The organism is Staphylococcus sp. 11-B-312 (genome assembly GCF_016743055.1).
In the GTDB taxonomy this organism is placed as follows: domain Bacteria; phylum Bacillota; class Bacilli; order Staphylococcales; family Staphylococcaceae; genus Staphylococcus; species Staphylococcus ureilyticus.
This window is the reverse complement of sequence record NZ_CP068241.1, coordinates 1-12,765: the sequence shown is the minus strand read 5'-3', so window position 1 is coordinate 12,765 and position 12,765 is coordinate 1. Positions and strand designations below refer to the sequence as shown.

Genomic DNA, 12,765 nt, shown 5'->3' with positions numbered 1-12,765 from the left:
AAACCAGAAGTGCAACACTACTTATCCTACGAACAATAGCTTTATTTACTTGATTTCAATATAGCAAATAACCTATTACTTTTCAAGGCCAAGAATATGCAATCGCTGAATGTTCATTAAAAATTCACTCAACTTAATTAGTATAAGCTTGATCTAATAAATACTGTGAAACAGCTTCTATATCTTTATGAAATTGGCGATCTTCAGTGATAGATGGTACAACTTTTCGTAAAGTTTGATATTTTTCATAAGTTTTAGGTGATAATTTTTCGACATCTTTATATTCTACCGCTTGAAGTGCGATAATTGCTTCTATTGCTAACACACGACGTGCATTTTCAATCATTTGGTAGCCATGGCGTGAAGCAATTGTCCCCATAGAAACATGGTCTTCTTGATTAGCTGATGATGGAATAGAATCCACACTAGCAGGGTGTGCGAGTGTTTTATTTTCCGAAACAAGACTTGCAGCTGCATATTGCATAATCATCGCGCCACTCTGTAAACCCGGTTGAGGGCTTAAAAATGCTGGCAAACCATTGTTTAATTGTGGATTTACTAATCTCTCTAGACGTCTTTCCGAAACATTAGCTAATTCACTTACCCCTAACTTTAAGAAATCTAATGCAAATGCAATCGGTTGGCCATGGAAATTCCCTCCAGAAATAACCAATGTTTCATCATCTTCATCAAATATTAATGGATTGTCGTTCGCCGCATTCATTTCAAATTCAAGTTTTTCTTTTACATAATTAAACACTTGGAAGCTTGCGCCGTGTATTTGTGGAATACAGCGTAATGTATAAGCATCTTGAACGCGAATTTCTCCTTGTGTCGTTGTTAATTTAGAACCTTCGAGCCAGTCTAACATGCGTGAAGCAACATCTATCTGTTCTGGAAAATTTCGAGCGTGATGCACTTTTTCATGATATGCATCCGTAATGCCATTTAAAGCTTGATGTGTTAATGCAGCAATCCACTCTGCTTGGTAACCAATATCTTCCGCTTCTATATAATTAATTACACCTTGTGCAGTCATAGCTTGCGTACCATTAATTAAAGCTAGACCTTCTTTAGCCTGTAAGCTCAAAGGTTCACGATTTAATAAATTTAAGACATACCGACTGTCTTCTTCTTCACCTTTATAATAGACATTACCTTCTCCAATCAACGCCAAAGCTAAATGTGAAAGTGGTGCTAAGTCACCCGATGCACCAAGAGATCCTTGTTGTGGAATAACTGGAATAATTCTGTTGTTAATAAAATATATGATTTGATCTACTAAATCGATTGTCACACCAGAATGACCTTTTAACAATGTGTTTAGACGTAAAACCATCATCACTAACGCGACATCTTGTGAAAAAGGTTTTCCGATACCACATGCATGTGAACGAATTAAATTGGCTTGTAATTGATTGTATTCTCCCTCATCAATACGTACATCACTGAATAAGCCAAATCCAGTCGTTATACCATAAATTGTTTCTTTATCATCTATAATCTTTTCTACTGTTACACGGCTCTGTTTTACACGTTCATAAGCATCCTCTGTTACTTTTACATCATCACTTTGATATAAAAAATCTTTAATTGCATTTATTGTTAAATTTTCACCATTAAGCTGTAATGTCATTTCCCCATCTCCTGACTTCTAATGATTTTCAATTAATTAGAGTATACGCTTCCATATTTTTAAGAACAATAGGTTCATCCATATCCGTAACATGGTATTAAATTAGTATTTTACTAAGATAAAGATGGCAAATTTATTATTTCTAAAAATAAACAAATTCTTAATGCTTTTACCTATTGACTAAAATGCAAACCAGGTATAATATTTTCTATTGTATTTAAAAATAAATTAAAAATAGCAACAGAGAAAAGCTTTCATAATACTTATAAACACACAATTTTTCTCAGAAAGCACAAAATTACAAATCAACAATATAATGATTAAATATACAAATTAAAAGTTGAAATAACTAATAGAATTAAAGGGGGTTTCAATGTTGGAAACAATTTCATCAGTAAGCATTCCAAAACGTAAAGATGAAACGCATAAAGGTGATTATGGCAAAATTCTTTTAATTGGAGGAAATGCGAATCTAGGTGGGGCAATCATGCTTGCTGCACGCGCTTGTGTCTATAGTGGTAGTGGCTTAATTACAGTAGCTACACACCCAACAAATCATGCAGCGCTACACTCACGTTGTCCTGAAGCAATGGTGATTGATATCAATGATACTAAAATGCTCACTAAAATGATTGAAAATACAGATTGTATCTTAATTGGTCCTGGATTAGGATGTGATTTCAAAGGAAATAATGCTATCACGTTCTTATTACAAAACATTCAACCACATCAAACGCTTATAGTGGATGGAGATGCTATTACTATATTTAGTAAATTAAAACCAGATATTCCAACTTGCAATGTTATTTTCACACCACATCAAAAAGAGTGGGAACGCTTAAGTGGGATCGCAATAGAAGAACAAACATATGAACGTAATCGCGAAGCTGCTGATAGAATTGGGGCAACAATTGTATTAAAAATGCATGGCACTGAAATCTATTTCAAAGATGAGGATTACAAACTGCCAATCGGCACGCCTGCGATGGCAACAGGTGGCATGGGGGATACACTTGCTGGTATGATTACAAGTTTTGTAGGTCAATTCGACGACACGAAAGAAGCGGTTACGAGTGCCACTTATACACATAGTTATATCGGTGAAGAACTATCAAACAAAATGTATGTAGTCCCACCTTCCCATTTAATTAGTGAAATTCCATATGCTATGAAAGCATTGGAAAGTTAAATCAACATCGGTGATAAAAATTTTTAAAACCAAAATAAAATGTATCTGAGACATAAAATGCTTAGACAAATGAAAAGGCAATTTCTATTGGGGTGATATGTTGTTGCACTACGTGATGTTTAAATGCATCGAATACATTTTCAGGGATTGTTTCAACGATTTCATTCACATATCGTGACATATCATTTGTGGGATACTGATCTTAAGTTTCTATTGGTAGTATATGTTGAGTCAAGTTATCATCTTTATATATGCCTCTCGTTAATTTAATAGTGCTGATTAAATTATACGTAAAGGCTTTTTGGAATAACAAAATATAAATTGTACCGATTTTGTAATGTGCTGACACCCGAGGGAATCTTGTGAGTGAGAGACTATAGGCTCGCACCATGCCCTAGGCAAGCATGTACAGTCAATCGTCAGACTTTAAATATAAAGAGGGTCAATCCATATTAAGGATTGACCCTCTTATATTTTGAGAATGGGGATTTATGTCCCAAACTCACTTGTGTATTTAAATGTTTTAATTTTGAATACAGCTATTGGTTTACTGCTAAAAATTGAGATTATTCGTCGTCTTCGTTTTCAGTTTCTTCATTATCACTATTATCAATATCTTCATTGATACGGTCCATAAAGTCTTTTCTCACTTCTTGACGACCATCTTCATCTGAATCTTCTTCAACTTCGGTATGCACAATGCCTTCTGATAGTTCATCTGATACTACAGATTCTGATTGTTGATTGTCACTTGTAGCGCCTTCAATTTGTTCATTATCTGCTTCTTGTAGTTCAATTTCTTCAGCTTCTTTTTCTTCTTCATCTACTTTAGCAACAGTAGAAACAAATTGATCATCGTTTAATTTAATCAATCTCACACCTTGAGCTGCACGTCCATTTTGTGAAATATCTTCAACGCCTATGCGGATAATTACACCGGCATTTGTAACAATCATCAAGTCTTCTTTACCTTCAACGGATGTGATACATACCACTTGACCGTTACGTTCTGTAATCGTAGCAGTCTTAATACCTTTACCACCACGGTTAGATAAACGATATTCGCTAACTGGCGTACGCTTACCGTAACCATTTTCAGTCACAACTAGAATTTCATCATCTGTTTCTGCTTTAGTAACATCTAATCCGACGACTTTGTCGCCTTCTCTTAATGTAATACCTTTAACACCGGCAGCTGTACGACCTAAAGGACGTAATGCCGACTCATTAAAGCGGATTAAAGAACCGTGAGCTGTACCGATTAATATATCATCTTCACCATCTGTTAAACGCACAGCTATCAATTCGTCATCTTCTTTGAAACCAATCGCAATCTTACCATTTTTGTTAATATGTGAGAAGTTACGTAATGCTGAACGTTTAACGATACCATTTAACGTTGCAAATACTAAGTAATCTTCTTCGCTTTCTAAATCTTTGACGGCGATCATTGTACTAATTGTTTCATCATTATCTAGTTCAATCGCATTGACTACTGGTATACCTTTAGACTGACGGGAGAGTTCCGGCACTTCATATCCTTTAAGTTTATACACTCTACCTTTATTCGTGAAGAATAAGACATGATCATGCGTACTCAACGTAACAAGTTGACTTACAAAATCTTCTTCTAAGGTCTGCATACCTTGTACACCACGACCACCACGATGTTGCGCTCTATATGTTGAAACGGGTAGGCGTTTAATATAGTTATTGTGACTTAATGTAATGACGATTTGTTCTTCTGGTATTAGGTCTTCGTCTTCAATGTGGTCGAGACCGCCCATTTGAATTTCTGTTTTACGTTCGTCTCCATAGCGTTCACGAACATCAATTAACTCATCACGAACAAGTTGTAATAGTTTTTCTTCGTCTGCAAGAATCGCTTTTAATTCTTCTATATATGCAATTAATTCATTATATTCAGATTCAATTTTATCTCTTTCTAATCCTGTTAAACGTCTTAATCGCATATCAAGGATGGCTTGCGCTTGTCGTTCAGTAAGTTTAAATTGTTCTTGCAAGCTTGCCATTGCAACTTTATCTGTTTCAGATTCACGAATCACACGAATAATTTCATCAATGTGGTCTAATGCGATTCTTAATCCTTCTAAAATATGTGCACGGTCTTGTGCCTTTTTCAAGTTGTATTCCGTTCTTCTTCTTACGACTATCTTTTGATGTTCAAGATATTCAACTAATGCTTCTTTGAGGTTAATCAATCTCGGTCTACCATCAACTAAAGCAATCATATTAACACCAAATGATGTTTGTAATGGTGTTTGTTTATATAAGTTATTTAATACAACACTAGCGTTGGCATCTTTACGTATATCAATCACAACACGTACACCAGTACGTAAACTTGTTTCGTCACGTAAATCTGTAATGCCGTCAATTTTTTTATCACGTGCCAATTCGGCAATTTTTTCAATCATGCGTGCTTTATTTACTTGGTACGGAACCTCAGTAACAACAATACGTTGACGACCGCCGCCACGTTCTTCAATTTCAGCTCTTGCTCTCATTTGAACTGAACCGCGTCCAGTTTCAAATGCACGGCGTATGCCACTTCTACCAAGAATAATCCCTGCTGTAGGGAAGTCTGGCCCTTGGACATCTTCCATTAATTCTGAAATCGTAATGTCTGGATTATGACTTAAACTTAATACACCATTAATCACTTCAGTCAAGTTATGTGGCGGTATATTAGTAGCCATACCTACTGCGATACCTGATGCACCATTTACGAGTAAATTTGGAAATCTTGATGGTAAGACTGCCGGCTCTCTTTCATTGCCGTCATAGTTATCAACAAAATCAATCGTATCTTTGTTAATATCTCTCAACATTTCGAGTGTGATTTTAGACATACGCGCTTCTGTATAACGCATCGCCGCTGCTCCATCACCATCCATAGAACCAAAGTTACCTTGGCCATCAATTAAAGGATATCGATAGCTGAAGTCCTGCGCCATTCTAACCATAGCTTCGTAAATCGAGGAGTCACCGTGAGGGTGATATTTACCCATAACGTCCCCAACAATACGCGCAGATTTCTTATATGATTTATCAGGTGTCATGCCTTGTTCGTGTAAGCCGTATAATATACGTCGATGTACTGGTTTTAAACCATCTCTAACATCTGGTAGCGCACGTGAAACGATAACGCTCATCGCATAATCTAGGAACGATTCACGCATCTCATTCGTTATATTTCGTTCATTTATTCTTGATTCAGGTAATTCAGCCATCAAGATATCCTCCTTCAAAAATTCAGTTCATTGTCTTAGAAATCTAAGTTTGCATAGACTGCATTATCTTCAATAAACTGTCTACGGTTCTCAACAACATCGCCCATTAACATTTCAAAAACTTGGTCAGCTTCAATCGCATCCTCCAATGATACTTGTAACATAGCTCTGTTTTCAGGATTCATAGTAGTTTCCCATAATTGGTCAGCATTCATTTCACCAAGACCTTTGTAACGTGCAATAGACCATTTTGGACTTGGATCTAATTGAGCTTTAAGTTTTTCTAGTTCACGTTCGTTAAACACATAGTATTTCTGTTTACCTTGTGTCAACTTGAATAATGGTGGCTGTGCAATATAAACATAGCCCGCTTCAATTAACGGTCTCATAAAACGATAGAAGAATGTTAATAATAATGTTCTAATATGTGCACCATCAACATCGGCATCTGTCATAAGGATAATCTTGTGATAGCGTGCCTTACTTAAATCAAATTCTCCACCAATACCAGTACCAAAAGCAGTAATCATAGAACGTATTTCATTATTATTTAAAATTCTATCTAAACGTGCTTTTTCAACGTTCAATATCTTACCACGTAAAGGTAAGATGGCTTGCGTTTCTGAGTCACGTCCAGATTTTGTAGACCCCCCGGCAGAGTCACCTTCGACGATGAAAATTTCACTACGAGAAGGGTCTTTACTAGAACAATCAGCCAGTTTTCCTGGTAAACTAGAAACTTCTAATGCGGATTTACGACGTGTCACTTCACGCGCTTTTTTAGCTGCAAGACGTGCTTGTGAAGCCATAATTCCTTTTTCTACGATTGTTCGACCTACTTGTGGATTTTCATATAAAAAGCGTTCAAATAACTCAGAGAATATACGATCAACAACTTGACGTACTTCGGAATTACCTAATTTCGTTTTAGTTTGTCCTTCGAATTGTGGATCACCATGTTTGATTGAAACAATAGCTGTTAAACCTTCACGTGTATCTTCACCTGAAAGTCTTTCTTTATCTTCCTTCATAATTTTACTGTTAAGACCATAGCTATTTAACACACGTGAGAGCGCTCGTTTAAAGCCTTCTTCATGAGTCCCACCTTCATAAGTGTGTATATTATTTGCGTATGTTAAAAGATTCGTAGCATAACCTTTATTGTATTGAAGCGCTATTTCAACTTCAATATCATCTTTGGATTGATGCACATAAATCGGTTCTTCATGAATAGGTTCTTTATTTTCATTTAACATTTCAACGTAAGATTTTATACCACCTTCATAGTGATACGTATCTTCACGAACCTCTTCTTCTCTTTCATCTCTTAAAGTAATTGAAATACCTTTATTTAAAAATGCTAGTTCTCTGATACGTTGTTGCAATACTTCATAATTGTATGTTGTTGTTTCAGTGAATATCTCAGGATCAGCTTTAAAACGAATCGCAGTACCAGTAGAACCAGTACTCTCATTGGTTTTACCAATGATTTTCAAATCAAACTGAGGGATACCTTTTTTGTATGCTTGGTGATATATATTTTCATCTTTATATACATATACTTCCAAATCTTCCGATAAAGCATTTACAACAGAAGACCCCACACCATGGAGACCACCAGAGACTTTATAACCGCCTCCACCGAATTTACCACCGGCATGTAGTACAGTTAGAATAACCTCAACGGCAGGACGTCCCATTTTCTCTTGTATACCAACAGGGATACCACGGCCGTTATCTGTTACTTTTATCCAATTATCTTCTTCAATAATAACTTCGATTTGGTCAGCATAACCAGCAAGTGCTTCGTCAATACTGTTATCAACAATTTCCCAAACTAAGTGATGCAGCCCTCTTTCTGAAGTTGAGCCTATATACATACCTGGTCTTTTACGAACCGCTTCTAGACCTTCTAATACCTGAATCTGACCAGCACCATAATCTTCCGTGTTGTTCACATCTGACAATGCTTCCACCTTCACTTTCCGTTACTTTATAATTTCGCCATTATTAATGCGATAAAGTTTAGCGTTTTTCATAATTTCATGATCAATGCCATCAACTGATGTTGTCGTCACAAATGTTTGTACTTTATGTTGAATTGTGCTCAATAAATGAGACTGACGTGAATCATCTAATTCACTTAACACATCATCTAGCAATAAAATGGGGTACTCGCCTACTTCAATATTCATCAGTTCAATTTCTGCAAGTTTGATTGATAACGCCGTCGTTCTTTGCTGTCCTTGCGAACCGTAAGTTTGAGCATCCATACCATTTACGTTGAAACCTAAATCATCTCTGTGAGGGCCAAACAAACAGACACCTCTATCTTTTTCACGCTCTTTGTTATCATCTAGTAAAGTTAAGACTTCCTCTAAGCGTTCCGTCTCACTTTTTTCTTCAGCATCTAATTTGATACTAGGAAGGTACTTTAATGACAGTGTTTCATTCTCATCCGTAATACCAGAATGAATAGGTTTGGCTAATGATTCTAGTTCTTTAATAAAATGTTCACGTCTTAATGTAACTTTGAGTGCATATGCTGCAAATTGTTGGTTTAAGACGTCAAGCATAGTGCTATCAGTCTTTTGACCATATTGCAATTGCTTCAAATAATTATTCTTTTGTTTTAAAATTCTTTGATATTGAGACAAATCGTTTAAGTAAACAGCTGAAATTTGTCCAAGTTCCATATCTATAAATCTACGTCTTATTTGAGGTGCCCCTTTGACAATGTTTAAATCTTCAGGTGCAAACAAGACAACGTTTAAGTGGCCTATATACTGTGTTAGCCTACTTTGTTCTAAGTGATTGATTTTAACCTGTTTACCCTTTTTAGTTATAAACATCGTTAAAGGCATTTCTCCATATCTATAACTGAGTTCACCCTCTATTTTAGCATAGTCTCGATCAAAACGTATGAGTTCTTTATCATTTGATGTTCTGTGACTTTTAGCTAATGCTAATGTATAAATAGATTCTAATAAATTAGTCTTCCCTTGCGCATTTTCACCAATCAATATATTGACTTCAGGGTGACAATTTAGGGTAATTGACTCATAGTTACGATAATTGTCTAGCTGGAGTGTCTTTAGTTTCATTCTTCACCTTGATGTATAATCAAAAATGAACCGACTTCTGGTATAACGATGTTATCTTGATGGTTTAATTTTTTACCACGACGTATTTCGCGCTCACCATTGATCATTACTTCAAAATCTTGCAGGAACCATTTCGCTTGACCACCAGATTCAATAATACCTTCTGTCTTTAGAAATTGCCCTAAAGTAATGTCTCCATCAACAATTACTTCTTCAACCAAATCAATCACTCCATTCCTTTTAAACTCATCTATATATTATACCTTTTTTCGAGAAAAATTTCATGCAAAATGCAGATGGAAAGCGTTTTCTTATGTATGATTTTTACTATTTTTGAAAATTATTTATAAAGGTACTTTTAACAATGTAATACTCATATATTATAACAAACTTTTATTCGTATTATTCTATTTCTTTTAAAAATATTCTAACTAAATAATTATTTATTAATGTTTTTAACTACGCAATACTTCATAAAAGTATTTTTATATAAAGCGAATGGCTAATATTGTGATTTTGAATTTTAAAGACTTTCTCAGCTTAATTATTAATTTTAGGTATCATAAGTCTAAAAAGTTTAAGTTGCTTATATTTAAGCTCTAAGTAGCTTGTACGTATCTTTGAATATTTATTATTAATATATCTTTATCAATATACACGTTTCATTTTATGAAATTACTTCTAAAAAAAAGAGTGAGACAATGATTTAAATGTGACAGAGTTTAAGACAAGATAAAATTCTGACCTTTTCTACTTAAGTTGTCTCACTATGCTTTAAATATCCATATTATAAAAACCCGAGACATCAATTTGTCTCAGGTTCTATCTCTTTAAACAAAAGTTTAATATGTTCTGATTGGTAAAATTAATTGTGTAACTGAATCATCATCTTTTGGTTTTAAAATAAATGGTTTCATCGTACCAAAGAACTCAACTTCCACTTCATCGTTATCGATTGCTTTTAGTGCATCCATCATATACTTAGAGTTGAATGAAATTTTTAAATTGCCACCATCAACGTTATCCGCTTTTACTTCTTCTTTTACAGTACCGATTTCTGGTGATGTAGAGGATAATTCAACTAATTCATTACCTGTACTTAATTTAATAACATTGTTTCCACCTTCACGTGCTAATAGAGAGGCACGATCAATAGCATGATAGAAATCTCCGTTATCGATGCCTATTTTAATTTCATAGTTTTCTGGGAATAAACGTGAAGTATCTGGATAGTGACCTTCTAAGAGACGTGATATAAAGTTTATATTTCCGACTTTAAATAGCACTTGGTTTGAAGCAAAGAAAATATCGATATCTTCTTCACTATCTGACATAATTTTATTTAATTCTGCTAAAGCTTTACCTGGAATAATGACATTTTTATTTTCAGATTCATCTTCTAAAGCTACTTTTCGCACAGCTAAGCGGTGTGAGTCAGTCGCTGTGCATATTAATTCATTATCCTGTATAAGCCAGTTAACACCAGTGAGTACTGGACGTGTTTCTGAGGTGGACACTGCGAAATTTGTTTGTGCTATCACGTTTTTAAGGACTTTTACAGATAATTGAATCGCATCATCACGTGAAACTTGTGGTAATAAAGGATATTGATCTGGATCTAAACCACTTAAATTAAATTCTGAATGTCCAGAAGTTATTAAAGTTTGGAATTGTTCATTTGTTGATAATTTAACTTCTTTTCCTGGTAGTTTTTTAATAATATCTACAAAGAAACGACCAGGGAGTACAACTGAACCAGTTTCTGCAACTTCAATAATATCTTCTCCATCTACTTGTTTAGGAATTGTAATTTCTATTGAGATTTCTGAATCTGAACCAGTAAGTATGACTTCATTGTTTTTAACTTCAATTTTTATACCCGTTAGTATCGGTAATGTAGTTCTTGGGGAGATTGCTTTTAATGTGTCATTTAATTGATTTATAAAATAATCTCTTCTAATTGTAAATTCCATTTTTAAACTCCTTCCAGTCGTTTATATAATAATTATATAGGTTTTAAACCCGTAGTAATAGTAGTAGGGCTTGTGGATTAGGGGATAACTCAAATTAATACAATCATGTCATTGTTTGACGACTGTGGATAACTTGTGCACAGTGTGTACTACTTTTGCACATTGTCCACAAAGTTAAAAAAATAAGTTATTTTGTTATACCTCTAAATTGATTCATTAATCTGTTATAGTACAGATTGTTTTATTGGTTTCTAATTTCTTTTTCAAGATTTTCGACTTCTTGTTTAAATGTCGGATCATTATTGATATCCTTCACAATTTTTTCATGTGCATGAATAACAGTAGTATGATCACGTCCACCAAACTCTTCCCCGATTTTAGGTAGTGAGAAGTCGGTTAATTCACGTGATAAATACATTGCAATCTGACGTGGATATGCAATTGATTTTGTACGCTTTTTGGCACTAAAGTCTTCTATTCTCACACTATAGTATTCTCCAACAACTTTTTGGATATCTTGTATAGTAATTTTTTTAGATTTAGGTGCTTGGATGATATCTTTTAGCGCAGCTGCTGTTAATTCAGTTGTGATCGGTTGTCCTTGTAATTTTGAAAAGGCTAATACGCGATTAAGTGCACCTTCAAGTTCACGTATATTAGATTGTATTTGATTAGCGATATACGTCAGGGCTTCAGTAGGAATATTTATATTTTCTTCACCAATTTTTTTCTGTAAAATTGCCATTCTTGTTTCGTAATCCGGTGGAGTAATGTCTACTATTAATCCCCATTCAAAGCGAGAACGTAATCTGTCTTCTAATTTAGCAATTTCTTTAGGTGGTCTATCACTAGAAATAACAATTTGCTTATTCGCTTGATGTAAATCATTAAATGTGTGGAAAAATTCTTCTTGAGTTTGCTCTTTGTTTTGAATAAATTGTATATCATCTATTAAGAGCACATCGATATTACGATATTTTTCTCTAAAACGTTCAGTTTTATTGTCTCGGATAGATTTAATGAATTCATTAGTAAATTTTTCACTAGATGTATAGATTACTTTGGCATCTGGATTATTATCTAATACATAATGGCCAATAGCATGCATTAGATGGGTTTTACCTAATCCCACACCACCATATATAAATAATGGGTTATATGCTTGGGCTGGTGCTTCAGCTACAGCTAAACTTGCAGCATGTGGGAATCTGTTTCCGGGGCCGATGACGAATGTTTCAAATGTATTATTGATATTGAATTGTTCATCCCCCATTTTTGCTACATCCACTGTATCAAGATCTATCTCTTTTTCATCAGTACTCTGATTAGCATCTTGCTTTTTTTCAGATTTTAAACTTTCTAATTCATCTTCAGAGTAAAATACTGGCGTAATTTTATGACCAATAGCTTCATATAATGCAGATTGTACGATTTCAACATAATGTGTCTTTAACCAATTAGCTACAAAGGGATCGTCAATGACTACAATAGCTTCATCATTTTGCAACGAATAAAGTTTTGTATCTTTCAAAAAAGTTTGATAGCTAGGATAGCTGACTTTTTCTTGAGCTAAAGTTAAAACGTTTTCCCAAATTTCTTGTTCTGACAT

8 protein-coding genes, 1 pseudogene and 1 other annotated feature (1 of these 10 only partly in view) are annotated in these 12,765 nt (G+C 34.5%); of the genes and pseudogenes, 1 reads left to right on the top strand and 8 read right to left on the bottom strand.

Annotated features, from left to right (window positions below; translation table 11 throughout):
- Positions 1 to 37 (bottom strand) — a binding site (T-box leader) (it extends 154 nt beyond the left edge of the window).
- A 96-nt stretch (positions 38 to 133) separates the two neighbouring features.
- Entirely contained in the window at positions 134 to 1,636 is a 1,503-nt protein-coding gene (gene hutH, locus JG554_RS00040) for a histidine ammonia-lyase (protein ID WP_070038534.1), read from the bottom strand.
- 373 nt (positions 1,637 to 2,009) lie between these two features.
- On the opposite strand from hutH, the gene JG554_RS00035 reads away from it, so the two are divergent.
- On the top strand, positions 2,010 to 2,825 hold the full coding sequence (locus tag JG554_RS00035; protein ID WP_371090911.1) for an NAD(P)H-hydrate dehydratase: 816 nt from the start codon (positions 2,010 to 2,012) through the stop codon (positions 2,823 to 2,825).
- 89 nt (positions 2,826 to 2,914) lie between these two features.
- On the opposite strand, the pseudogene JG554_RS13145 reads toward JG554_RS00035, so the two are convergent.
- The 7 genes and pseudogenes from JG554_RS13145 to dnaA form a co-directional block, all read right to left on the bottom strand.
- Positions 2,915 to 3,078, bottom strand: a pseudogene (locus tag JG554_RS13145) (IS5/IS1182 family transposase); the annotation flags it as partial.
- Between the two features lie 313 nt (positions 3,079 to 3,391).
- A complete protein-coding gene (gene gyrA / locus JG554_RS00030; RefSeq protein WP_064209811.1) occupies positions 3,392 to 6,079 on the bottom strand; it encodes a DNA gyrase subunit A in 2,688 nt (895 codons plus the stop codon).
- Between the two features lie 35 nt (positions 6,080 to 6,114).
- On the bottom strand, positions 6,115 to 8,055 hold the full coding sequence (gyrB, locus tag JG554_RS00025) for a DNA topoisomerase (ATP-hydrolyzing) subunit B (RefSeq protein ID WP_176745302.1): 1,941 nt from the start codon (positions 8,053 to 8,055) through the stop codon (positions 6,115 to 6,117).
- A 12-nt stretch (positions 8,056 to 8,067) separates the two neighbouring features.
- Positions 8,068 to 9,183: a DNA replication/repair protein RecF gene (recF, locus tag JG554_RS00020; protein ID WP_046207175.1), complete on the bottom strand. Its 1,116-nt coding sequence runs from the start codon at positions 9,181 to 9,183 to the stop codon at positions 8,068 to 8,070.
- Positions 9,180 to 9,413 (bottom strand): S4 domain-containing protein YaaA, encoded by a 234-nt coding sequence (yaaA, locus tag JG554_RS00015; RefSeq protein ID WP_174894798.1) that lies wholly within the window; start codon positions 9,411 to 9,413, stop codon positions 9,180 to 9,182. Before yaaA ends, recF begins: the two co-directional genes overlap by 4 nt.
- 612 nt (positions 9,414 to 10,025) lie before the next feature.
- Positions 10,026 to 11,156 (bottom strand): DNA polymerase III subunit beta, encoded by a 1,131-nt coding sequence (gene dnaN, locus JG554_RS00010; protein WP_046207173.1) that lies wholly within the window; start codon positions 11,154 to 11,156, stop codon positions 10,026 to 10,028.
- 241 nt (positions 11,157 to 11,397) lie between these two features.
- Positions 11,398 to 12,765 carry a chromosomal replication initiator protein DnaA gene (gene dnaA, locus JG554_RS00005; protein ID WP_107360060.1) on the bottom strand — a complete coding sequence of 456 codons (1,368 nt, stop codon included), beginning with the start codon at positions 12,763 to 12,765 and terminating at the stop codon, positions 11,398 to 11,400.

What these genes read in the sequence shown, in the direction of transcription:
- JG554_RS00035 (WP_371090911.1), top strand. Translation starts at nt 2,010, where the DNA reads ATGTTGGAAACAATTTCATCAGTAAGCATTCCAAAACGTAAAGATGAA.
- dnaN (WP_046207173.1), bottom strand. Translation starts at nt 11,156, where the DNA reads ATGGAATTTACAATTAGAAGAGATTATTTTATAAATCAATTAAATGAC.
- dnaA (WP_107360060.1), bottom strand. Translation starts at nt 12,765, where the DNA reads ATGTCAGAACAAGAAATTTGGGAAAACGTTTTAACTTTAGCTCAAGAA.
- hutH (WP_070038534.1), bottom strand. Translation starts at nt 1,636, where the DNA reads ATGACATTACAGCTTAATGGTGAAAATTTAACAATAAATGCAATTAAA.
- gyrA (WP_064209811.1), bottom strand. Translation starts at nt 6,079, where the DNA reads ATGGCTGAATTACCTGAATCAAGAATAAATGAACGAAATATAACGAAT.
- recF (WP_046207175.1), bottom strand. Translation starts at nt 9,183, where the DNA reads ATGAAACTAAAGACACTCCAGCTAGACAATTATCGTAACTATGAGTCA.